Raw genomic sequence first — 22,942 nt, 5'->3', positions numbered from 1 at the left:
ACGTGCGCGACAGCAGAACTACGTGTCCGACAGCCGGGACTAGGTGTGTGACAACTGCCCCCGGCCGCCGCGCCTCCGTATCCGCTCCTGCTCCCGGGCCACCGCCCGGGCCTGCCTTCGCGCGCGGCGGCGCTCACGGCGCAGCCGGCGGGCCGTGCTGCTCGGCGTCGACATGACGCCGTGCCGCTGGTTCCACACCTGACGGGTGACCCACACGTCCAGCACGCCCCAGGTCGCCACGACCGTGCTGGCCACGCTGGAGAGCACCATGGGGAAGGCCAGCCAGGAGCCGGCGAGCGTGCACAGGAAGGCGACAATCGCCTGGATGAGCGTCAGGGCCACTATCAGCACGGCTCGGACGGCCGACGTACGCACAGGATCGGGCATGCGCGGGCGCCGAGCCGGCTCCTCCACCCAGAGCGGTTTCCCGCTTGCGGCGGCATGCGCGTCCGGCGCGGCACGCTCCGCGTTCGCGGCCCCGACGTTCTCCCGATGCCTAAAATCGGCCTTCTCCGGAGACGCCGGGCCGGACTTCCGCTGATGCGCCACGGAGGACTCGGCCCCCTTCTGCCTTCCGAGCGCTGCCGCCATGTCCCCGGATCCGTGCGTGGATCCGGGCGCGGCGCCGTCTTCGGACGCCGTGCGCCGCTCGCGCCGCTCTGCCGTGCCCATCGACTCGTCACTCCCCTCGGCCCGCATGTCCATCGGCCCCGCATGCCTCTCGACGCTGCGCCGGTCCGATCCGGCTCCTCATTGGCTGCCCGGTTTGCACTGCCTTACGCCGCCGGATGCGCCCGGCACCCATGCGGCCCATTCCGCCCGCAATTCCCATACGTAAGGACGAGCGGGGAGTGAAGAAGATTCCCAACTGACATGAGAATCCAGCCAACTGACCGCCCGCCATGCCGCCCGCCATGGTCCGATGAGGCCGCGCGTCGTCCCGTGTGCGGACATTGCGCGTTATGCCCTGCACTACGGGATGCGGTCTCCTCACATTGCGGACTCCCGGACTCCTCTCATGCGACTCTCGGACTCCGCTCATACCGGACTCCCGGAGCCACCGACCTGCAGGAGTCATGTGAAAGTATCCGGACAGGTCTTCGAGTTGTTCACGTGACGGTAGTAGGCTCGCGCCGTTTGTTGACGCACATGTGCACCCCCGGCGCAGGGGGTTGATCTGGGGGAGGCCATGCGCTTTCGCGGGAAGTCCATCCGCCGGAAGATCGTGGCGTTGCTCCTCGTACCGCTGGTTTCCCTCACGGCCATCTGGGGCTTCGCGACGGTACTCACGGGGCGCGAGGCCAGTGATCTGCTCAGGGTCGGCACGGTCGTCGAGAAGATCGGCTATCCGGTCGAGGACGCCGTGCGGGTCGTCCAGCAGGAGCGCCGGCAGACCCTGGTCCACCTGGCCGACCCCCGCGATTCCGACGCACTCACCGCCTTGCGCCGCACCCGCGCACAGACGGACAAGGTCCTGGCGAAGGTCCGCAAGAACGGAACAGACGCCGGGCTGCGCGACGAACTCACGTCCGACAACAGGAGACAGCTCACCTCCGTCCTGGACGCGCTCGCAGGGATCGAATCCCTGCGCCGGGGCATCGCGACGGGCACCGTCACCCGCTCCGAGGCGCTCGAGGACTACAACCACCTGATCGATCCCTGCTACACGTTCCTGGCGAACCTGCACGGCATCGACAACGTGGAGCTGGACAAGCAGGCCCGCGCACTCGTCAATCTGGCACGCGCGCGTGAGCTGCTGTCCCGCGAGGACGCCCTACTCGGCTCCGCCCTGGTCGCACAGCGCATCACTCGCGCAGAGGTCCGGGACATCTCCGACCTGGTGGCACAGCGCACCCTGCTGTACGACGTCACTCTGCCGCTGTTGCCCGCGGAGGACCGCGACCGCTTCCAGCGCTTCTGGAGCAGCGCCGCATCGGCCCCGCTCCGGGTGGCCGAGCAGTCCGTCATCACCTCCACGCCCGGCATGCCCCGTGGTGTCACCTTCACCACCTGGAACAGCGCGGCCGGCCACACGCTCGCCGATCTCGCCGCGCACAACACCGCGGCCGACGAGCGCTACCAGGACCGCGTCAAGCCCGCCGCCATCGGCGTCCTCCTGAAGGCCGGTATCGCGGGCGTACTGGGCCTGCTCGCCCTGCTCGTCTCGCTGGTCCTCTCCGTACGCATCGGCCGGAGCCTCCACCGCGATCTGCGCCGGCTGAGCCAGGAGGCCCACGAGTCGTCCGGTGTCCGGCTGCCCAGCGTGATGCGCCGCCTCGCCGCAGGCGAAGAGGTCGACGTGGAGACCGAGGCGCCCCGACTCGAGTACGACAAGAACGAGATCGGCCAGGTCGGACAGGCTCTCAACACCCTTCAGCGGGCAGCCGTCGAAGCGGCCGTGAAACAGGCCGAACTGCGCCGTGGCGTCTCCGAGGTGTTCGTCAATCTCGCCCGCCGCAGCCAGGTGCTGCTGCACAAGCAGCTCACGCTGCTCGACGCCATGGAGCGCCGCACCGAGGACGCCGAGGAACTCGCCGACCTCTTCCGCCTCGACCACCTGACCACCCGCATGCGGCGGCACGCCGAGGGCCTGGTGATCCTCTCCGGCGCCGCCGCCTCCCGCCAGTGGCGCAAACCCGTCCAGCTCATGGACGTGGTACGCGCGGCCGTCGCCGAGGTCGAGGACTACGAACGCATCGAGGTACGCCGCCTGCCGCGCGTCGCCGTCACCGGCCCCGCCGTGGCCGACCTCACCCATCTGACGGCCGAACTCATCGAGAACGCCACGGTGTTCTCACCGCCGCACACCGCCGTGCAGGTCCTGGGGCAGCGTGTCGCCAACGGGTTCACGCTGGAGATCCACGACCGGGGCCTGGGCATGCCCGCCGATGCGTTCCTCGACGCCAATCTGCGGCTCGCCGAGAGCCAGGAGTTCGAGCTGTCCGACACCGACCGGCTCGGCCTCTTCGTGGTCAGCAGGCTCGCGCAGCGGCAGAACGTGCGCGTCTCGCTGCAGCCGTCCCCCTACGGCGGAACCACCGCGATCGTCTTCATCCCGGACGCTCTGCTCACCGACGACGTGCCCGACACCAACGGCGTCGGCTTCCGCCTCGACCGTCCGCAGGCCAAGGAGATCGCCCACCGTGACGCACCCGGCGACCGCACGGCGGGGCTCACCGCCCTGCCCATACCGATGCCGGAGATGTCACCCGCCGTCCTGGACGGTCCGGTGGAACTGGAGGCGCCGGTCGGGGAGGGCCTCGACGACTTCCCGGGCGCGCTCGGCGACGAGGACAGCGAGCGGGGCGGCATCTTCCGGCCCCGTCGCTCCATCGCCGCGCCCCAGGGCGAACAGCACCAGCAGGCACTCGACGAGCATGAGGACCCGTTCGGCCCCGCACGCCCGGGCGACGAGGACCGCCCCGGTGCCCCCGTGCCGCTGCCGCGGCGCAGGACGCCCAAGCTGGTGAGCTCGCACGGCCGCCCTGTCAGGGACCTGCGGCAGCGCGACACGGAGCCCCAGGCGGACCGCCCTCCGCGACCACCGCTGCCCGGGCCCGCAAAGGCACCGCTGGCCGGAGGCGCCGACGCCGCGCCTGAGCTTCCCCGGCGCCGCCAGTGGGCCGAGGCGGCAGCCCGCCCCGAGACGCGCTCGAGCGGGAACGGCGACAAATCGACAGGGAACGCCGACGGGCCGACGGAGAACGGCGCCGGACCGAAGGGCAGCGGCGGCGCTGGACCGGGGGCAAGCGGTGGCGGTGGACCGGGGTCAAGCGGCGGCGGTGGGCTGCCCCGCCGCGTCCGCCAGGCCAGCCTGGCCCCGCAGCTCAAGAAAGAGCCGGAGCGCCGTGCCGAGCGGGCAGCCGCTCGCGACGCGCCCGGACCCGAGACACGCGACGCCGAAGAGGTACGCAGCCGTATGGCCTCGCTCCAGCGGGGCTGGCAGCGCGGCCGTGAGGAAAACGCCGTGGGCGACGATGCCCCCGACGGCACAGCACAGGGAACGACATCTGAGGGGGACGGTCGATGACCGCACCGAAGGCCACCAGCCACGCCGCGACGCCCGGGGTCTCGGGTGAGCTGAACTGGCTGCTCGACGAACTGGTCCAGCGCGTCGCCAGCATCCGCAAGGCGATCGTGCTGTCCGGCGACGGTCTCGCCACGGGCGTCTCGGCAGACCTGACCAGGGAGGACGCCGAGCACCTGGCCGCCGTCGCCTCCGGGTTCCACAGCCTCGCCAAGGGCGTCGGCCGCCACTTCGAGGCGGGCAGCGTCCGGCAGACGGTGGTCGAGCTCGACGAGGCCTTCCTCTTCGTCACCGCCGCCGGTGACGGCAGCTGCCTCGCCGTGCTCTCCGACAGCGACTCCGACATTGGCCAGGTCGCGTATGAGATGACGCTGCTGGTCAAGAGGGTTGGTGTGCATCTGGGCACGGCACCGCGTACCGATCTCCACCCCGGTGGGTAGTGGGATGACATGAGCACAGACGATGAGGGGACGCAGGGGACGGCCCACTGGTTCGACGACGACGCCGGACCGGTGGTGCGTCCGTACGCCATGACGCGGGGTCGTACCAAGAGCGCCGCGCAGCACCGCCTCGACCTCATCGCCCTCGTCGTCGCCGAGGACCCGACACTCGAGCCGGAGACGGACCACGCGCTGTCTCCGGAGCACGTCGACATCGTCGCCCTGTGCCGTGAAGCTCCCCAGTCGGTCGCCGAGCTCGCGGCCGGGCTCAACCTGCCCATCGGCGTCGTACGGGTCCTCATCGGCGATCTCGCCGATGAGGGCCTGGTGCACGTGTCGCGTCCCGTGCCCCCCGCAGAGCTGCCGGACGAGAGTATTCTGCGCGATGTGATCAACGGGCTCCGGGCGCTCTGAGCAGGGCGATGGGGTACCTCCCATGCCCTTGAGGCAATGGGGGAGGGTGAGACAAGTGACAGGCTGGCAGTTCTGGGTCGACCGGGGCGGCACGTTCACCGATGTCGTCGCCAGGGCCCCGGACGGCCGCCTGCTCACCCACAAGCTCCTGTCGGACACCCCGCGCTACGCCGACGCCGCCGTCGCGGGCATCCGCGAACTCCTCCGCGGCGCCGACGGCCGGGACGGTCTCCGCACCACCGACCGCCAGGGCGGCGACCGCGTCGCGGATGGCCGGGGCGGCGACACGGAGCAGGGTGACAACACCGCGCAGCACGGTGACGCCCAAGACGGCACCACGCAGCAGCGTGAGCCCGACGACGCGACGATCGACGCCGTCCGCATGGGCACCACCGTCGCCACCAACGCCCTCCTGGAACGCAAGGGCGAGCGCACCCTCCTCGTCATCACCCGCGGCTTCCGCGACGCCCTGCGCATCGCCTACCAGAACCGCCCCCGCATCTTCGCCCGCGAGATCGTGCTCCCCGAGATGCTGTACGAGCGTGTCGTCGAGGCCGACGAGCGCATCAGCGCCGACGGGGAGGTCCTGCGCGCCCCCGACCTGGACAGCCTCGCAGGCCCGCTGCAAGAGGCCTACGACGACGGCATCCGCGCCGTCGCCGTGGTCTGCATGCACAGCCATCTCCACCCCGCGCACGAGCGCGCGATCGGCGAACTCGCCGCCCGCATCGGCTTCCCGCAGATCTCACTCTCCAGTGAGGTCAGCCCGCTGATGAAGCTGGTGCCGCGCGGGGACACGGCCGTCGTCGACGCGTATCTGTCGCCGGTGCTGCGCCGGTATGTGCGGCACGTCGCCGACCAGCTCGAAGGCGTACGGCTGATGTTCATGCAGTCCAACGGCGGGCTCACCGAGGCCGGCCAGTTCCGCGGCAAGGACGCCATCCTCTCCGGGCCCGCGGGCGGCATCGTCGGCATGGCCCGTATGTCGCAGCTCGCCGGGTTCCACCGCGTCATCGGCTTCGACATGGGCGGCACGTCCACGGACGTCTCCCACTTCGCCGGCGAGTACGAACGGGTCTTCACCACGCAGATCGCCGGGGTGCGGCTGCGCGCGCCCATGCTGGACATCCACACCGTCGCCGCAGGCGGGGGCTCCGTGCTTCACTTCGACGGCAGCCGCTATCGCGTGGGCCCCGACTCGGCGGGCGCCGACCCCGGACCCGCGTGCTACCGGGGCGGCGGCCCGCTCACCGTCACCGACGCCAACGTCGCCCTCGGACGCATCCAAGCCGCCCACTTCCCCCGCGTGTTCGGCCCCGACGGCGACCAGCCGCTCGACGCCGAGCTCGTCCGTGAACGCTTCACCGCCCTGGCACACGACATCAGGGAGCAGACCGGCGACGACCGCACCCCCGAGCAGGTCGCCGAGGGCTATCTGCAGATCGCCGTGGCCAACATCGCCAACGCCGTGAAGCGGATCTCGGTCCAGAAGGGCCATGACATCACCCGCTACGCCCTCACCACCTTCGGCGGCGCGGGCGGCCAGCACGCTTGCAAGGTCGCCGACTCGCTCGGCATCCGCACCGTCCTGGTCCCGCCCATGGCCGGCGTACTCTCCGCGCTGGGCATCGGCCTCGCCGACACGACGGCCATGCGTGAGCAGTCCGTCGAGGCCCGCCTCGAGGCCTCCGCGATGCCCGCCATCCGCAAGACCGCCGACGACCTGGAGAGCGCGGCGCGCGACGAACTGCGCGCCGAGGACGTCTCCGAGGACCGCATCCGCGTCACCCGCCGCGCCCAGCTGCGCTATGACGGCACGGACACCACGCTCACCGTGGAACTCTCCGACCCCGACACCATGACGCGCGCCTTCGAGGACCGTCATCGCGCCACCTACTCCTTCACCCTCGACCGTCCGGTCGTCGTTGAAGCCCTCTCCGTGGAAGCCACCGGCCTCACCGAACCCCCCGATCTGTCCGCACTCGCCGAGCGGACCCCCTCCGCCGGCACCCCGGAGACCGTCAGGCTGCACACGGGCGGCGCCTGGCGCGACGTACCCCTGCACCGGCGCGAGGAACTGCCTCCCGGCCACCCCGTCACCGGGCCGGCGATCATCGCCGAGTCCGGCGCCACGACGGTCGTGGACGACGGCTGGCAGGCGGCGATGAACCCCGACGGTCACCTGGTGATGGAACGGGCGGCGGTTACGGAGAGTTCCCGCGTCGGCACAGAAGCCGATCCAGTCCTCCTCGAGGTCTTCAACAACCTCTTCATGTCGATCGCGGAACAGATGGGCGCCCGCCTGGAGTCGACCGCCCAGTCCGTCAACATCAAGGAACGACTCGACTTCTCCTGCGCCCTCTTCGACCCCGACGGCAACCTCGTCGCCAACGCCCCGCACATCCCCGTACACCTCGGATCGATGGGCACCAGCGTCAAGGAGGTCATCCGGCGGCGCCGCGACACCATGCGCCCCGGCGACGCCTACGCGATCAACGATCCGTACCACGGCGGCACCCACCTCCCCGATGTCACCGTGATCACCCCGGTGTTCGAGTCGGCGGGGGAGCGGATCCTCTTCTACGTCGCCTCGCGCGGCCACCACGCCGAGATCGGCGGCATCGCACCCGGCTCCATGCCCGCGAACAGCCGCACCATCGAGGAAGAGGGCGTCCTCTTCGACAACTGGCTGCTCGTCGAAAGAGGCCGCTTCCGCGAGGAGGAGACGCGCCGGCTGCTCACCGAGGCGCCCTACCCGTCCCGCAACCCAGCGACCAACCTCGCCGACCTGCGCGCCCAGATCGCCGCCAACCAGAAGGGCGTCGACGAAGTCGCCCGCATGATCGAGAACTTCGGCCTCGACGTCGTCCAGGCATACATGAAGCACGTCCAGGACAACGCCGAGGAAGCGGTACGCCGCGTCATCGACGCCCTGGAGGACGGTGAGTACGCCTACGAGACCGACTCCGGTGCCGTCATCCGCGTCCGCATCCGCGTCGACCGCGACAACCGGTCCGCCACCCTCGACTTCACCGGTACGTCGCCCCAGCTCGACACCAACTTCAACGCCCCGTTCTCCGTCGTCAACGCCGCCGTCCTGTACGTCTTCCGCACACTGGTGGCCGCCGACATCCCGCTCAACGACGGCTGCCTGCGCCCCCTGCGCATCATCGTGCCGCCCGACTCCATGCTGGCACCGGGCCCCCCGGCCGCCGTCGTCGCCGGAAACGTGGAGACCTCGCAGGCCATCACCGGTGCCCTCTACGCGGCCCTGGGCGCCCAGGCCGAGGGCTCCGGCACCATGAACAACGTCACCTTCGGCAACGAGCGGTACCAGTACTACGAGACCGTGGCCTCGGGCTCAGGCGCGGGCGACGGCTTCCCCGGCGCACCCGTCGTCCAGACCCATATGACCAACTCACGCCTCACCGACCCCGAGGTCCTGGAGTGGCGCCTGCCCGTCCTGCTCGACGAGTTCGCGGTACGGCGCGGCAGCGGCGGGGGCGGCCGGTGGCGCGGTGGCGACGGGGCAGTACGCCGCATCCGCTTCCGCGAACCCATGACGGTGTCCACACTCTCCCAGCACCGCAGGGTGCCGCCGTACGGCATGGCGGGCGGGGAGCCCGGAGCCCTCGGCGCCAACCGCGTCGAGCGCGCCGACGGCACGGTCACCCGGCTGCGCGGCAGCGACTCGGCGGAGGTGCGCCCCGGTGACGTACTCGTGATCGAAACCCCGGGCGGCGGCGGATACGGTCCACCGGCGCACGAACCCAGCGACCGCAGTGAACAGTGAGTCAGGAGAAGAGACCGATGATCCTCGGGCACTCCGCGCGCGGCAAGACCCCCGTCGAGCCCGTCACGCTCAAGATCCTCGTGGCCGGCGGCTTCGGCGTGGGCAAGACGACCCTCGTCGGCGCGGTCAGCGAGATCAGACCGCTGCGCACCGAGGAGATGCTCACCGAGGCCGGCCGGCCGCTCGACGACACCAACGGCGTGGAGGGCAAGCACACCACCACCGTGGCCATGGACTTCGGGCGCATCACGCTCCGCGAGGACCTGGTGCTCTATCTCTTCGGCACACCCGGGCAGGACCGTTTCTGGTTCCTGTGGGACGAACTCGCCACGGGCGCCCTCGGCGCCGTCGTGCTGGCCGACACCCGGCGACTGGAGGACTGCTTCGCTGCCGTCGACTACTTCGAGCGGCGCTCCATCCCGTTCATCGTCGCCGTCAACTGCTTCGAAGGGGCTGAACGTCACCCGGCGGACCAGGTCCAACAGGCTCTCGACCTCGACCCCGGGGTGCCCGTCGTCCTGTGCGACGCGCGCGACCGGCAGTCCGTCAAGGAAGTGCTGATCCAGGTCGTCGAGCACGCCATGACGGTCGCCGTGGACCGGCGCCAGGCCGTCACCACGTGAGGCGGCGTCACCACGTGAGGCGGCCCGTACCCCCACCGACCGGGGTACGGGCCGCGGTCCACGCGCGCGTGCGGCGCGATTCAGCGGGAGGCGGTCACCCCGCACTCTCCTCGTGCCAGCCGAAGCTCTTCTCCACTGCCTTGCGCCAGTTGTCGTACTCGCGGTCCCGTACCTGCGTCTCCATGGCCGGTGTCCACTCGGCGTCCCTCTGCCAGTGCGCCTTGAGCTCGTCCAGGTCGTTCCACACCCCCGTCGCCAGACCCGCGGCGTAGGCCGCTCCCAGGCAGGTGGTCTCCGAGACCCGGGGCCGGATCACCGGCACGCCCAGCACATCCGCCTGATGCTGCATCAGCAGATTGTTCTTGGTCATGCCGCCGTCCACCTTGAGGGTGGTGATCTGCACACCCGAGTCCTGGTACATGGCGTCGACGACTTCTCGCGTCTGCCAGCTCGTCGCCTCCAGCACGGCACGCGCCAGATGCGCCTTGGTGACATACCGGGTGAGCCCGGTGATGACACCGCGCGCGTCCGAGCGCCAGTACGGCGCGAACAGGCCCGAGAACGCAGGTACGACATACGCACCGCCGTTGTCGTCCACGCTCGACGCGAGGGACTCGATCTCGTCGGCCGTGCGGATGATCCCGAGCTGGTCGCGGAACCACTGCACCAGGGCACCGGTGATCGCGATGGCCCCTTCGAGGCAGTAGACGGGGGCCTCGCTGCCGATCTTGTAGCCCATCGTCGTCAGCAGCCCGTTCTTGGAGGGCACCGGACGGTTCCCGGTGTTGAGCAGCAGGAAGCTGCCCGTGCCGTAGGTGTTCTTCGCCGTCCCCGTGTCGTAGCAGGCCTGGCCGAACACGGCGGCCTGCTGGTCGCCGAGCGCCGAAGCGACCGGAACGCCCTCGAGCTGGCCCACGGCCGTGCCGTACACCTCGGCCGAAGACCTGATCTCCGGCAGGACCACCTCCGGCACGTTCATCGCCGACAGGATCGACTGGTCCCACTGCAGCGTCTGGAGATTCATCAGCATCGTGCGGCCGGCGTTGGTCACATCCGTGACGTGCACCCCGCCCTCCGTGCCGCCCGTGAGGTTCCAGATCAGCCAGGAATCAATCGTTCCGAAGGCGATCTCGCCTCGCTCGGCACGCGCCCGCAGGCCCGGCACGTTGTCAAGGAGCCAGGCCGCCTTGGGCCCGGAGAAATAGCTGGCCAGTGGCAGCCCGGTCTGCTCACGGAAACGGTCCTGCCCGTCCGAGCCGCCAAGCTCGGTGCAGAGCGCTGACGTACGCATGTCCTGCCACACGATGGCGTTGTGCACGGGCTTCCCCGTGGCGCGGTCCCAGAGCACCGTCGTCTCACGCTGGTTGGTGATTCCGAGCGCGCTGATCTGGTCGGCGCGCAGCCCGGCCTTGGCGATCGCCCCCGCGACCACGGCCTGCACCTTGGACCAGATCTCGGTGGCGTCGTGCTCCACCCAGCCGGGCTTGGGGAAGATCTGGCGGTGCTCGCGCTGGTCGACGGCGACGATCGCGCCGTCCTGGTTGAAGATGATGCAGCGGCTGGAGGTCGTTCCCTGGTCGATTGCGGCGACGAACTTGTCCGTCATGACGTCCCCTTCGTCAGAAGGCTGCGTTGTAGATCAGTCCCGACAGGGCTCCGCCGATGAGCGGCCCGACCACCGGAATCCAGGCGTAACTCCAGTCGGACGTGCCCTTGTTCGGTATCGGCAGGAACGAGTGCACGATGCGCGGGCCCAGATCACGGGCCGGGTTGATGGCGTAACCCGTGGGTCCCCCGAGGGAGAGGCCGATGCCGACGACCAGCAGGGAGACGATCAGCACGAGTGTGCCGGACTCGCCGAGCCCCTTTGTCAGCCCGAAGGCGAGGATCGGCAGCACCAGGCCGATCGTCGCGATGATCTCGGTGATGAGGTTGGCGACCGGGTTCCGGATCTCCGGGATGGTGGAGAAGATACCCAGCGTCGGTGTCGGTTCGTCCGCTGTTCCCTTCGTCGTCCCCGACGTGCGGACGTTGGCCTGGAACTGCGCCAGGTACACGAGGTAGGCGAGTACGGCTCCCAGCATGGCGCCGACCATCTGGCCGAGCAGATAGACCCAGACCTTGTCCCACTTGCCGGTGTCGACGGCGATGCCGATCGTGACGGCCGGGTTGAGCTGGCCGCCGGAGAGCGGGGCGGCGGTGTACGCGCCCGCCAGTACGCCGAAGCCCCATCCGAAGGCGATGACGGTCCACCCCGACGCCTTCGCCTTGGAGTGGTTGAGGGTGACGGCGGCGCACACGCCGGCGCCGAAGAGGATCAGGATCGCGGTGCCGATCAGTTCACCTAAGAAGATGTCTCCATTGCTCATGGCGGCTCCTCGGACTGGCCCGCGGCGGGTTCTCCGCCCCGGTGCTCTGTGCAGGGTGCGTTTCCCGTGCCTGTGTGAGCCCAGTGCAGGGAGCCCCGTGCCCCGCCCGGCCTCTGTGATGAGCGTGCCCTCGCAGCCGAATCGCCCGTGGCGCCAGTGGAGATGGCCCGGACCTGCGGCAATGGGGTAGCCGAGCGTGGCAGGGCCGTGGGCGGCCGGGCAGCCGATGTGCGGCGATGCCGACTGACACCCGGAAGTGTTCACCTGCGGTGAGGGGGCGTCAAGGTTGTGGACGCGAACCATTGGCCGGTGGCGCGAACGGCACGCAGACGGTGGTGGAGCCTTCGTACGGCCGTGCGTCGGCCGCTCGACCGGTGTGGGCGTCTCCCGTACGGCCGTGCGTGCGCCGCTCGACCGGTGTGGGCGTCTTCCTTACGGCCGTGTGTCAGCGCGGCCCCTGGAGCGCGGCATCTCCCGTACGGCAGGGCGCCCGCCTCACCGCACGGCTATCACCGAGGACCCGTGCCCGAACAGCCCCTGGTTCGCGGTGATGCCCACGCGCGCCTCCGCCACCTGCCGCTCACCTGCCGTGCCGCGCAACTGCCAGGTCAGCTCGCAGACCTGGGCAATGGCCTGCGCGGGCACGGCTTCCCCGAACGACGCAAGGCCTCCACTCGGATTGACGGGTATGCGGCCTCCGGGAGCGGTGGCACCCTCGCGCAGCAGCTTCGCCGCCTCACCCTCCTCGCACAGTCCCAGATCCTCGTACCACTGCAGCTCCAGGGCCGTGGACAGGTCGTACACCTCGGCGAGCGACAGGTCCTCCGGGCCTGTGCCCGCCTCCTCATACGCCGCTCGCGCGATGGACGGCCGGAAGGGCTCGGCGGGCGGGGCCACCGCCGCCGCGGAGTCCGTCGCGATATCGGGAAGATCGAGCACCGTGTTCGGAAAGCGCGGCGTGACAGTGGACACCGCGCGTATACGCACAGGATCCGGTGCGCCGTGCCGCCGGGCGAACTCCATGCTGGACAGCACAAGCGCCGCACCTCCGTCCGAGGTCGCACAGATGTCGAGCAGCCGCAGGGGATCGGCGACGACCGCGGACGCGGCGACCTCCTCGGCGGACACCCGCTTGCGGTAGCGGGCCAGTGGATTGAGCGCCCCCGCCGCCGCGTTCTTCACCTTGACCTGGGCGAAGTCCTCCAGTGTGTCGCCGTGCACGGCCATTCGGCGGCGCGCGTACAGGCCGAAGTACGCCGGATTGGTGGCGCCCAGCAGCCTGAACCGCAGCCAGTCCGGATCGTCGGGCCGATCGCCGCCGGCCGGGCGGAAGAAGCCCTTCGGCGCAGCGTCGGCGCCGACGACCAGGACGACGTCCGCGAGACCGGAGAGAATCTGCGCGCGCGCCGTGGCGATCGCCTGAGCGCCCGAGGCGCACGCCGCGTAGACGCTCGCCACGCGCGCCCCCTGCCAGCCCAGCGCCTTCGCGAACGTCGCCCCCGCCACATATCCCGGATAGCCGCCGCGCACCGTGTCCGCGCCGACGATCGAACCTATGTCGCGCCACTCGACACCGGCGTCCGCAAGTGCCGCGCGCGCGGCCGCCGTCCCGTACTCGACGAAGCTGCGGCCCCACTTGCCCCACGGGTGCATGCCCGCGCCGAGCACCGCCACGTCCGCCGTCATGCCTTCACCCCCGTCGCCCCCGTGGCGTCCGCCGTCTCTTCTGCCGGCCCCCTTGTCCCTGTGGGACGCCAATGCCACGTCGTCCAGGTCGTGTCCGCGTCCTCGTTGAGGACACCGGGGACGGCCTCCACCTCCATCCCGATGGCCAGATCGGCGAGGGAGACGCCCGGAGCCCCCTGCCCGAGCACCACCATGCGCTCGGCTTCCAGCTCCACAGCGATCAACGTGCGCGGCTGCCACTCGAGTTCCGGGTCAGAGACATACGGCGCGGGCGGTCGGTACCGGCTGTCCGTGTACGACCAGATCCGGCCCCGCGGGGAGAGAGGCACCTCGGTCAGCTCACGGCCGGGGCAGCCGGGGTTGCGGCAGAAGACGTCCTCGCGGGGGAAGAAGACCGAGGCACACGCGGAACACCGCGTACCCAGCAGCCGGAAGCCTCCCTCTCGGTCTCCGTCGGCACTCTCCTCCGTGAACCAACCCACCACCACGGGTGCGCGTTTGCGCGACAAGGCGCCTCCTCGGCCCGGTAGATCTGACGCTCCGTCAGGAGTCTGCCATGCCTGACGGGATTCCGGCAGGGCCCGCGAAGTCACCGCCCGCTGCGCGGCTGCTTCGAGCAGTGAGGGACGTGAACCGGACAGAATGCTGCGCCAGGCGATCGGATACAGTCCGCGGCGTGTCCGAATCCCAGCACTCTTCCTCCAACACCACGCCGGACTCGCACTGTTCAAGCTGCGGCACTCCGTACGGGGAGGCCGTGTCGGGCTGGCCTCGCGCCTGTCCTGGATGCGGTGCCGTTGCCTACCGCAGCCCGCTGCCGGTGGCCGTCGCTCTTCAGCCCGCGTACGACGCGTCCGGCACCGGCCTGGTCGTCATCACGCGCACCATCGCCCCCGCGCGCGGGGGCGTGGCGTTGCCCGGCGGTTTCCTCGACCACCGGGAGGACTGGCGGCATGCCGTCGTCCGCGAGCTCAAGGAGGAGACGGGCATCGACGCGGCGAGCCGCGACGTGCGTCTGGCCGACGCGATGAGCTCACCCGACGGACACCTGCTGCTGTTCGGTCTGCTGCCCGAGCGCCCGGCCCAGGAGCTGCCCCCGTCCGCTCCGACGGCCGAAACGGAGGGCTGGCACCTGCTGCGCAGGCCTGTCGAACTCGCTTTCCCTCTGCACACCCTGGCCGTCCGGGCATGGTTCGAGGGACGCTACGTCTGACGAACCGCCGGTCCCACGACTCAGGCCGGTCCTAGCCCTCGTACTCGCACCGGGCACGAGGGCTCACTCCTGCCGACGTCCCCCTCACGCTCGACCACGACACGGCCGCGCTTCCAGCGAGCCGTGTACCGCTCGGACTCCGGCTCCTCCCAGCCGTCACCCGCATCGGCCACCACGAGACCGCGTCCCTTACGGCCCGGGGCCGGGGCCCAGACCTCCAGTTCCTGCCCGCCGTCGTCACCGCGGACCGGCAGCACCGCACCCGCCCGCGCCAGCACCGGAATACGCGACAACGGAGCTTCGAGCAGGACCTGCCCGGGACCCTCGTACGCCTCCTCGGTGACCGTGTCGTACCACCGGCCGTGCGGCAGCCGCACCGCCACCTGCTCCACACCCCGCTCCAGCACCGGCGCCACCAGAAGACAGTCGCCGAGCAGGAACGCGTCCTCGCAGTTGCGCAGCGCCCTGTCCTCGGGCGCACCCCACCACAGGGGCCGCACATAGGGCGCACCGGTGCGCCGCGCCAGATGCGCCAGCGTCACGAAGTACGGCAGCAGCCGCCGGCGCTCCGCGAGCGCCACGCGCGCGTGCTCCAGCACCTCGGCACCGAACTCCCAGGGTTCCCTGCGCCCGGCCCGCAGAGCCGCATGCGTACGGAACAGCGGCAGATATGCGGCCAGCTGGAACCACCGCAGATACAGCTCGGGTGAGGGGCTGCCGTCGAACCCGCCCACGTCGGGCCCCGAATACGGCAACCCGCACAGCCCGAGCCCCAGCACGAGCGACAGCGAGGCCCGCAGCCCCGGCCAGCCCGTGGCCACGTCCCCCGACCAGGTGCCTCCATAGCGCTGCATCCCCGCCCACCCCGAGCGCGAGAAGAGGAACGGCCGCTCCTGGGGCCGCAGCGCGCGCAGCCCCTCGTATCCCGCGCGGGCCATGCACAGGCCGTACACGTTGTGCGCCTCGCGATGGTCCCCGCCGCGGCCGTCCAGCGCATGCCGTGCCGAGCGCGGCAGAGTCGCCTCCCCGAAGGCGGCGAACGACACCGGTTCGTTCATGTCGTGCCAGAAGCCGGCGAACCCCAGTCGCAGCCGCTCCTCGTACAGCCCGCCCCACCACTCGCGCACCCGCGGATCCGTGAAGTCCGGATACACCGCATCGCCGGGCCATACGACGCCCAGCACGGGCCGCTCCGAGGCGTCCCGCACGAACGCGTCCGCATCCGTCCCGGCGTCGTACAGGGCGTTGCCGGGCTCGGCCTTTACCGCCGGGTCGACGATGGACACGAGCCGGATGCCGTCCCTGCGCAACTCCTCGGCGAGCGCCGGAAGCGTCGGGAACCGCTCCTGGTCGACGGTGAACACCTGGTGGCCGTCGTAGTGGTCGATGTCCAGATGGACGGCGTCAAGCGGAAGCCCTCGCTCCTTGTATCCGGCGACGATCCGCCGCACCTCCTGCTCGCTTCCGAAGCCCCAGCGCGCATGGTGGTGCCCGAGTGCCCACGCGGGCGGCACCGAGGGCGCACCCGTGAGCAGCGTCCAGACGTGCAGTACGCGCGCGGGAGAGCCCACGACAACCCAGCACCGCAGCGGACCACCGGCCATCCGCAGCTCACACGAACCGGCCCGGTCGTGCCCGGACCCCGCACCGTCCTCGCCTTCGTGCAGCACCACGGTTCCGTCCCACGTGGAGTCGTGGAAGGCCAGGTGCGTGCCGGCGTCTGCCACCACCATCTGCACCGGCATGGTGATGTACAGCGGGTCCTCAGCAGGCCCGAACGCCTGGCCGGGATCGGTGTTCCACAGCCGGTACGTCCCGTCCCGCAGCCGCGGCCCCGAAGCGCGCCCGCCGAGCCCGAAGAACCTCGCGTCAGCCGCCACTTCGGACCGCTGCACCCAGCGTGCGCCGCCTCCCTCGAGGGGGGCCCACCAGCGGGGCGGCAGGTCCCGGCGCAGCACCACGCCGCCGGGGGTGCGCACCTCGACGGCACCGTGCCGCGAGACGGCCACCGTGACACGCTCCGCGACCACCCGCCAGCCGCCGTCCTTGTCCGGCTCCAGGACGGCCCGTGCGTCCGGCTCCGGACAGCGGCCCGCCAGCGCGTACGACGGCTCGGGACCTGCCCCGTCCCAGCCCCAGAACACCGCACCGGCCGCTGTGACCATCACCTGCAGCTCGGAGCGCTCGAAGTGGATCACCCCTCCGCCCGGCCCCGGATCTGCACCCGTCACAGGCCCGGGAACACGCGCCCGCTCGGCCCCGCGTGCCGGCAGGCCTGCCGCGTCGGTACGCCGCCTTCGCCACGCCGCCCGCACCGCGCGCACCCCCTGCGCCGCCCCCACCACACCGACCGCCTTCACCGAACGCACGAGGCCACGACCGTCCATGGTGATCACCCTGCCACCGCGGCGCACGCGCGCGTGAGGCGTTCAACTCCCGTTCACCCGTGGTGACAGCACTTCTTCACGATCAGGACCAAGCGGGACGAGCCCTGGTGCGGAAGGACTCCCGTTCACCCGTGGTGACAGCACATCTTCACCATCACGACTATGTGGGACGAGCCCTGGTGCGGAAGTCGATCACATGGCATCGTCCGTATCAGCCGCGTGACGCGCACACACCGCCCGTGCGCGACAGACGCACACGACGCGCACAGCTTGGGAGCCGCCCCATGTCCTCAGCGAACCCCACACCACTCTGGCAGCCCGACCAGGAGTTCATCGCCTCGGCGCAGATCACCCGGTTCCAGGCCTGGGCGGCCGAGCACCACGGAGCACCCGCCGAGGGCGGCTACGCCGCGCTGCACCGCTGGTCCGTCGACGACCTGGAGACATTCTGGAAGGCCGTCGCCGAGTGGTTCGACATCCGCTTCTCGACCCCCTACGCGCGCGTGCTGAGCGACCGCTCCATGCCCGGAGCCCAATGGTTCCCCGAAGCCACCCTCAACTACGCCGAGCACGCCCTCCGGGCCGCCGACACGCGCCCGGACGAGCCGGCCATCCTCGCCGTGGACGAGACCCACGATGCGCGTCCGGTCAGCTGGGCAGAGCTGCGCCGCCAGGTCGGTTCGCTGGCCGCCGAACTCCGCGATCTGGGCGTACGCCCGGGCGACCGCGTCAGCGGCTACCTGCCCAACATTCCGCAGGCCGCCGTCGCCCTGCTCGCCACCGCGGCCGTCGGCGCCGTCTGGACCTCCTGCGCCCCCGACTTCGGCGCCCGCAGCGTCCTCGACCGCTTCCAGCAGGTCGAGCCCGTCGTCCTCTTCACGGTCGACGGCTACCGCTACGGGGGCAAGGAGCACGACCGCCGCGACACGGTCGCCGAGCTGCGACGCGAGCTGCCCACCCTGCGCGCCGTCGTCCACATCCCGCTGCTGGGCACCGAGGCCCCCGAGGGCGCCCTCGAATGGTCGGCGCTCACCAGCGCCGACACGGCACCCGAGTATGAGCAGGTCCCCTTCGACCACCCCCTGTGGGTGCTCTACTCGTCCGGCACCACGGGGCTTCCCAAGGCCATCGTCCAGTCCCAGGGCGGCATCCTCCTTGAGCACTACAAGCAGCTCGGCCTGCACTGCGACCTGGGCCCCGGCGACCGGTTCTTCTGGTACACGTCCACCGGCTGGATGATGTGGAACTTCCTCGTCTCCGGCCTGCTCACGGGCACCACGATCGTCCTGTACGACGGCAGCCCCGGCCATCCCGACACCGCCGCCCAGTGGCGCGTCGCCGAACGCACCGGAGCCACGCTCTTCGGCACCTCCGCCGCGTACGTCATGGCCTGCCGCAAGGCCGGGGTCCACCCATCCCGCGACTTCGACCTCTCCGGCATCACCTGCGTCGCCACCACCGGCTCCCCGCTGCCGCCCGACGGCTTCCGGTGGCTGCACGACGAGGTGCGCGACGACCTGTGGATCGCCTCCGTCAGCGGCGGCACGGACGTCTGCTCCTGCTTCGCCGGAGCAGTCCCCACGCTGCCTGTCTACATCGGCGAACTCCAGGCACCCTGCCTCGGCACCGATCTGCAGGCCTGGGACCCGGACGGCAAACCGCTCACCGACGAAGTCGGTGAGCTCGTGGTCACCAACCCCATGCCGTCCATGCCGATCCACTTCTGGAACGACCCCGACGGCAGCCGCTACCACGACAGTTACTTCGACACCTACCCAGGCGTCTGGCGCCACGGCGACTGGACCACCGTCACCTCCCGAGGCTCGGTGATCATCCACGGACGGTCCGACTCCACCCTCAACCGCCAGGGGGTACGCATGGGGTCGGCCGACATCTACGAAGCCGTCGAACGTCTCCCGGAGATCCGCGAGTCCCTGGTCATCGGAATCGAACAGCCCGACGGGGGCTACTGGATGCCCCTCTTCGTACACCTGGCGCCCGGCGCCACCCTCGACGACGACCTGCGGACGCGCATCAAGCAGACCATCCGCGAGCAGCTCTCCCCGCGCCACGTCCCCGACGAGATCATGGAGGTCCCCGGCGTCCCGCACACCCTCACCGGCAAGCGCATCGAGGTCCCCGTCAAGCGCCTTCTCCAGGGCACGCCCCTGGAGAAGGCCGTCAACCCCGGCTCCGTGGACAGCCTCGACCTGCTCCGCTTCTACGAGGACCTGGCCCGCAGGCGCGGCTGATCACCGGCACGAGGCCGGCCTCCGACTCACCCGGCGCGGAGCCGCGAGCCGGAGGCCGACCCTCCTTACCGCCCTTACCGCCCTTACCGCCCGGGCGACCGGTATCCCCGACCGGCATTGTCAGTGCCGCCGGTTACGTTGAGTGAGCATTGATTCACCGCACACAGGGGGAACCATGGGGCGCACCCAGCACACCGGCAAGCGGCATGGTCTGCACCGCGAAATCGCCGGCACCATCGGCCTGTTGACCGATGAGCACGACTTCACCGTGATGCGGCGCTATCGCACCTTCACCTTCGACGACCATGAGACCTACCTCCAGCAGGTCGAGGCCCTCCTCAGAACACTCGCAGACGAGGGCCGGCACACCACCGTCGCCCTCTTCGATCCCGAGGAGTACGCGAGCTTCTGCGCCGAGACCGGCCTGGAACCCGACACACCCGCAAGCCGCTCCCGCTTCACCGCAGAACTCGCGTCCACCGGCGCGACCGTCCCGTACGACGGTCAGCCCCTCGCCGACCTGGTTCCGGACCTCGTCGACGAGGCCGTGCGACAGACCACATGGGAGTACGCGACGACGCTGCTCGCCGGGATCGGCGCCTGTGCCTCCTGCGGAGAGGACATCGGGCGGGCGGCTTTCGTACGCGCCTCTGAGCTGCTCGTTCGGGTGCTCGACACAGCGGCGCCCGGCGACCGGCACCTCGTATGCAGCGTCGCCACCGACACGGAACCCCTCCTCGCCGTACTGAGCACGGAAGGAGACACCGACGGCACCACACGGCTGGACGAGACCGAAGCCCTGGAGTTCACCACGGTCCTCGCGGCCGGCATCGCCACGGACAACCCCGGGGGACTGGTGATGCGCACCAGTGGAAACGGCACCACCGACAAGGTCTACGGCTGGCGCCTGCAAGGAGGCGGCCTGCAGCCGCTCACAGAGGCCGAGGTCTTCGACGCCTACTGCACCGACATCGAATCCGGAGGGCTGATCGGCCCTGAATCGGGCGTCGACTACTGCGCACCTCCGGATCTCGGAGAGCAGGACCCCGGAACCGTCCACCGGCACTGAACGACTGGGGCGCCCCACCCGGGCCAGCAGGTGGAGCGCCCCTCACAACGGCCGTCCGGCGGCTCTGATTCGACTACTCGCCGGACAGCACCGCCTGAGCCGCATTCCGGGCCTCGTCCGCGCTTTCCGCAGCACGCGCGGCCGCCGCGGCCCGCTCGCACTGCGCCAGCGTGTACTTGGCCAGCGTCGCGCGCACATAGGGAATGGACGCCGCACCCATCGAGAGCGAGGTGACCCCCAGACCGGTCAGCACACAAGCGAGCAACGGGTCCGACGCCGCCTCACCGCAGACACCACAGCTCTTGCCCTCGGCCTTCGCCGCCTCGGCCGCCAGCGCCACCAGGTCGAGCAGCGCGGGCTGCCACGGGTCCTGCAGACGCGACACCGCACCCACCTGACGGTCCGCGGCGAAGGTGTACTGCGCGAGGTCGTTGGTGCCCAGCGACAGGAACTCCACCTCCTGGAGAATCGACCGCGCCCGCAGGGCGGCCGAGGGAATCTCCACCATCGCGCCGAACTTCGCCTGCAGCCCCGCCTCCCGGCACGCGTCCGCGAACGCCTTGGCATCGGTGCGATCCGCGACCATCGGCGCCATGACCTCCAGGTACACCGGCAGGCCCTCCGCGGCCTTGGCCAGCGCGGTCAGCTGCGTACGCAGCACCTCGGGGTGGTCGAGCAGCGTGCGCAGACCGCGCACGCCCAGCGCCGGGTTCGGCTCGTCGGCCGGAGTGAGGAAGTCCAGCGGCTTGTCGGCGCCGGCATCCAGCACGCGTACCACGACACGGCCCTCGGGAAACGCCTCGAGCACCTGGCGGTATGCCTCGATCTGCTTCTGCTCTGACGGCGCATTCTTGCTGTCGTCGAGGAAGAGGAACTCGGTACGGAAAAGACCGACACCCTCCGCACCGGCCTCTACGGCAGCCGGTACATCCGCCGGGCCGCCCACGTTGGCCAGCAGCGGCACCTTGTGTCCGTCGGAGGTCGCACCCGGGCCGCTCGACGCGGCGAGCGCCGCCTTCCGCTCGGCGGCCGCTGCCTCCAGCGCCGCCCGCTTCTCCGCGCTCGGCTCGACGAATATCTCTCCGGTGCTGCCATCCACGGCGATCAGAGTGCCCTCAGCCAGCTCACCGGCCCCCGGAAGAGCAACGACAGCCGGAACGCCGAGCGCCCGCGCAAGAATCGCACTGTGGCTGGTCGGCCCGCCCTCCTCGGTCACAAAACCGAGCACCAGCGTCGGGTCGAGCAGCGCCGTGTCAGCCGGGGCGAGGTCCCGCGCTATCAGCACATACGGCTCGTCGCTGTCCGGCACACCCGGCATCGGAACACCGAGGAGCCGCGCGACGATACGGTTCCGCACATCGTCCAGGTCCGCCACACGCCCGGCGAGGTACTCGCCGGCCCCGGCCAGCAACGCCCGATAAGCGGCGAACGCGTCGTACACCGCGCGCTCGGCCGTACTGCCGACCGCGATGCGCCGCTCCACGTCGGCCATGAGCTCCGGGTCCTGGGCCATCATGGCCTGCGCCTCGAGTACGGCCTGCGCCTCGCCGCCGGCCAGATTGCCGCGAGCGATGAGGTCGGCTGCCACAGCGTCCACGGCCTGACGGGCGCGCCCCTGCTCGCGCGCCGCCTCCTCCGCGGGAATCTGCTTGGCGGGCGGTTCCAGCACCGCCGTCCCCATGTGTCGAACTTCGCCGACAGCTACACCGTGGCTGACGCCGACGCCTCGCAGCGTTGTCTCCATGTCACCGTCTCCGATAGAGCGGCGGTGCTCTGCCCCGCCGCGGTGGTTGTTCTGTCTGGCGCCTACGAGGGCGCAGACGCCGCTCCCAGCCGGAGCAGACGTCACTTCCAGCTGAAGAGGGGCTGGCCGGCCTTTACGTCGCCGTCCTCTACTACGTCGGAGAGAGACTCTGCCGTGGCCTCGAGCGCCACGACCGGGGACACCGGGGACTTGCCGGCGGCCTCGACGGCGGCCGGATCCCATCGCACCACGGCCTGACCGCGCTGCACAGTGTCACCTTTGCTGACGAGGAGCTCGAAGCCCTCGCCATTGAGCTGAACGGTGTCGATACCGAGGTGGGTCAGCACACCATGGCCCTGGTCGTCGACAACGACGAAGGCATGCGGGTGCAGCGAGACGACGATGCCGTCGACAGGCGCCACAGCCTCGGAGGGCTCACGTACGGGATCGATGGCGGTACCCGGGCCCACCATCGCGCCTGAGAACACAGGATCCGGCACAGCGGAGAGTCCTATGACGCGTCCGGCAAGAGGGGACGTCACGCTGGTCATGGGCAAGCCTCCCAGGGGTGGAGAGTCAACCGCGCCGCCACCGGTCTGTCCCGGGCGGCACACTGTTCAGCAGGGTAGGTCATAAGAAGTGCCGGTTCCGCACGAGAGGCCTTGGTTGCCGGGCCTGGGCAAGGCCCCCAATCGGTTTGCATGTGCTCCGCACACGGAGGTACAGTCGTAGACCGCCGGGGCGAGAGGACGTGGCGAACGTCCGGGGCCCGGCAACCTCTACAGCGTCAGATCCAGTTAATTGGATCCGGTTCTGCATGTCCACGAGTGACAGTGGTCAGCGAGTCGAAAAAGGCCTGATAGAGTCAAAAGGCCGAAAGGGAAACGCGAAAGCGAGAACCTGGAAAGCGCCGAGGAAATCGGAC

Annotated in this window: 16 protein-coding genes; 8 read left to right on the top strand and 8 right to left on the bottom strand. The window is 70.4% G+C overall.

Annotation, left to right across the window (positions count from 1 at the left end; genetic code table 11):
• Positions 1-39 precede the first annotated feature (39 nt).
• Complete coding sequence (locus H1D24_RS10170; protein WP_181657124.1) at positions 40-672, bottom strand: hypothetical protein; 633 nt, start codon at positions 670-672, stop codon at positions 40-42.
• Positions 673-1,189: 517 nt separating this feature from the next.
• Between H1D24_RS10170 and H1D24_RS10165 the strand changes: the two genes are divergently transcribed.
• Genes H1D24_RS10165 through H1D24_RS10145 form a run of 5 tightly spaced genes read left to right on the top strand, consistent with a single transcriptional unit; the run spans position 1,190 to position 9,297 of the window.
• Positions 1,190-4,030 (top strand): nitrate- and nitrite sensing domain-containing protein, encoded by a 2,841-nt coding sequence (locus tag H1D24_RS10165; RefSeq protein ID WP_181657123.1) that lies wholly within the window; start codon positions 1,190-1,192, stop codon positions 4,028-4,030.
• Positions 4,027-4,467, top strand: coding sequence for a roadblock/LC7 domain-containing protein (locus H1D24_RS10160; protein WP_181657122.1), 441 nt, complete (start codon positions 4,027-4,029; stop codon positions 4,465-4,467). Before H1D24_RS10165 ends, H1D24_RS10160 begins: the two co-directional genes overlap by 4 nt.
• Positions 4,468-4,476: 9 nt before the next feature.
• Complete coding sequence (locus H1D24_RS10155) at positions 4,477-4,881, top strand: DUF742 domain-containing protein (RefSeq protein WP_181657121.1); 405 nt, start codon at positions 4,477-4,479, stop codon at positions 4,879-4,881.
• A 55-nt stretch (positions 4,882-4,936) separates the two neighbouring features.
• Positions 4,937-8,674: a hydantoinase B/oxoprolinase family protein gene (locus tag H1D24_RS10150; RefSeq protein ID WP_181657120.1), complete on the top strand. Its 3,738-nt coding sequence runs from the start codon at positions 4,937-4,939 to the stop codon at positions 8,672-8,674.
• 17 nt (positions 8,675-8,691) lie between these two features.
• On the top strand, positions 8,692-9,297 hold the full coding sequence (locus tag H1D24_RS10145) for a GTP-binding protein (protein WP_181657119.1): 606 nt from the start codon (positions 8,692-8,694) through the stop codon (positions 9,295-9,297).
• A 94-nt stretch (positions 9,298-9,391) separates the two neighbouring features.
• Here H1D24_RS10145 and glpK read toward each other — a convergent pair whose 3' ends face one another.
• The 4 genes from glpK to H1D24_RS10125 form a co-directional block, all read right to left on the bottom strand.
• The gene (glpK, locus tag H1D24_RS10140) at positions 9,392-10,903 is read right to left on the bottom strand and encodes a glycerol kinase GlpK (RefSeq protein WP_181657118.1); all 1,512 of its coding nucleotides are present in this window, start codon (positions 10,901-10,903) and stop codon (positions 9,392-9,394) included.
• Positions 10,904-10,916: 13 nt separating this feature from the next.
• On the bottom strand, positions 10,917-11,666 hold the full coding sequence (locus tag H1D24_RS10135; RefSeq protein WP_181657117.1) for an MIP/aquaporin family protein: 750 nt from the start codon (positions 11,664-11,666) through the stop codon (positions 10,917-10,919).
• Between the two features lie 495 nt (positions 11,667-12,161).
• Positions 12,162-13,352 carry a lipid-transfer protein gene (locus tag H1D24_RS10130; RefSeq protein ID WP_181657116.1) on the bottom strand — a complete coding sequence of 397 codons (1,191 nt, stop codon included), beginning with the start codon at positions 13,350-13,352 and terminating at the stop codon, positions 12,162-12,164.
• On the bottom strand, positions 13,349-13,840 hold the full coding sequence (locus tag H1D24_RS10125) for a Zn-ribbon domain-containing OB-fold protein (protein ID WP_181657384.1): 492 nt from the start codon (positions 13,838-13,840) through the stop codon (positions 13,349-13,351). Before H1D24_RS10125 ends, H1D24_RS10130 begins: the two co-directional genes overlap by 4 nt.
• Positions 13,841-14,028: 188 nt before the next feature.
• Between H1D24_RS10125 and H1D24_RS10120 the strand changes: the two genes are divergently transcribed.
• Entirely contained in the window at positions 14,029-14,565 is a 537-nt protein-coding gene (locus H1D24_RS10120) for an NUDIX domain-containing protein (protein WP_181657115.1), read from the top strand.
• 20 nt (positions 14,566-14,585) lie between these two features.
• On the opposite strand, the gene H1D24_RS10115 is transcribed toward H1D24_RS10120, so the two are convergent.
• Positions 14,586-16,952 carry a glycoside hydrolase family 31 protein gene (locus H1D24_RS10115; protein WP_181657114.1) on the bottom strand — a complete coding sequence of 789 codons (2,367 nt, stop codon included), beginning with the start codon at positions 16,950-16,952 and terminating at the stop codon, positions 14,586-14,588.
• 284 nt (positions 16,953-17,236) lie between these two features.
• Between H1D24_RS10115 and H1D24_RS10110 the strand changes: the two genes are divergently transcribed.
• Together H1D24_RS10110 and H1D24_RS10105 are read left to right on the top strand one after the other, a co-directional pair.
• Entirely contained in the window at positions 17,237-19,204 is a 1,968-nt protein-coding gene (locus H1D24_RS10110) for an acetoacetate--CoA ligase (protein WP_181657113.1), read from the top strand.
• Positions 19,205-19,379: 175 nt separating this feature from the next.
• Complete coding sequence (locus H1D24_RS10105; protein WP_181657112.1) at positions 19,380-20,273, top strand: DUF8829 domain-containing protein; 894 nt, start codon at positions 19,380-19,382, stop codon at positions 20,271-20,273.
• 73 nt (positions 20,274-20,346) lie between these two features.
• On the opposite strand, the gene ptsP is transcribed toward H1D24_RS10105, so the two are convergent.
• Together ptsP and H1D24_RS10095 are read right to left on the bottom strand one after the other, a co-directional pair.
• The gene (ptsP, locus tag H1D24_RS10100) at positions 20,347-22,017 is read right to left on the bottom strand and encodes a phosphoenolpyruvate--protein phosphotransferase (RefSeq protein WP_181657111.1); all 1,671 of its coding nucleotides are present in this window, start codon (positions 22,015-22,017) and stop codon (positions 20,347-20,349) included.
• A 101-nt stretch (positions 22,018-22,118) separates the two neighbouring features.
• Positions 22,119-22,568: a PTS sugar transporter subunit IIA gene (locus H1D24_RS10095; protein ID WP_181657110.1), complete on the bottom strand. Its 450-nt coding sequence runs from the start codon at positions 22,566-22,568 to the stop codon at positions 22,119-22,121.
• Between the last annotated feature and the right edge of the window lie 374 nt (positions 22,569-22,942).

The organism is Streptomyces himalayensis subsp. himalayensis (genome assembly GCF_013778455.1).
In the GTDB taxonomy this organism is placed as follows: domain Bacteria; phylum Actinomycetota; class Actinomycetes; order Streptomycetales; family Streptomycetaceae; genus Streptomyces; species Streptomyces himalayensis.
Note: the sequence above shows the minus strand (reverse complement) of the source record. Positions and strands in the feature narration are given on the sequence as shown.

Excerpts from the sequence above, each read along its gene's own strand:
- H1D24_RS10155 (WP_181657121.1), top strand. The coding sequence starts at position 4,477 with ATGAGCACAGACGATGAGGGGACGCAGGGGACGGCCCACTGGTTCGAC.
- H1D24_RS10095 (WP_181657110.1), bottom strand. The coding sequence starts at position 22,568 with ATGACCAGCGTGACGTCCCCTCTTGCCGGACGCGTCATAGGACTCTCC.
- H1D24_RS10105 (WP_181657112.1), top strand. The coding sequence starts at position 19,380 with ATGGGGCGCACCCAGCACACCGGCAAGCGGCATGGTCTGCACCGCGAA.
- H1D24_RS10110 (WP_181657113.1), top strand. The coding sequence starts at position 17,237 with ATGTCCTCAGCGAACCCCACACCACTCTGGCAGCCCGACCAGGAGTTC.
- glpK (WP_181657118.1), bottom strand. The coding sequence starts at position 10,903 with ATGACGGACAAGTTCGTCGCCGCAATCGACCAGGGAACGACCTCCAGC.
- H1D24_RS10115 (WP_181657114.1), bottom strand. The coding sequence starts at position 16,952 with ATGGACGGTCGTGGCCTCGTGCGTTCGGTGAAGGCGGTCGGTGTGGTG.
- H1D24_RS10130 (WP_181657116.1), bottom strand. The coding sequence starts at position 13,352 with ATGACGGCGGACGTGGCGGTGCTCGGCGCGGGCATGCACCCGTGGGGC.
- H1D24_RS10170 (WP_181657124.1), bottom strand. The coding sequence starts at position 672 with ATGGGCACGGCAGAGCGGCGCGAGCGGCGCACGGCGTCCGAAGACGGC.
- H1D24_RS10145 (WP_181657119.1), top strand. The coding sequence starts at position 8,692 with ATGATCCTCGGGCACTCCGCGCGCGGCAAGACCCCCGTCGAGCCCGTC.
- H1D24_RS10160 (WP_181657122.1), top strand. The coding sequence starts at position 4,027 with ATGACCGCACCGAAGGCCACCAGCCACGCCGCGACGCCCGGGGTCTCG.
- H1D24_RS10135 (WP_181657117.1), bottom strand. The coding sequence starts at position 11,666 with ATGAGCAATGGAGACATCTTCTTAGGTGAACTGATCGGCACCGCGATC.
- H1D24_RS10165 (WP_181657123.1), top strand. The coding sequence starts at position 1,190 with ATGCGCTTTCGCGGGAAGTCCATCCGCCGGAAGATCGTGGCGTTGCTC.
- ptsP (WP_181657111.1), bottom strand. The coding sequence starts at position 22,017 with ATGGAGACAACGCTGCGAGGCGTCGGCGTCAGCCACGGTGTAGCTGTC.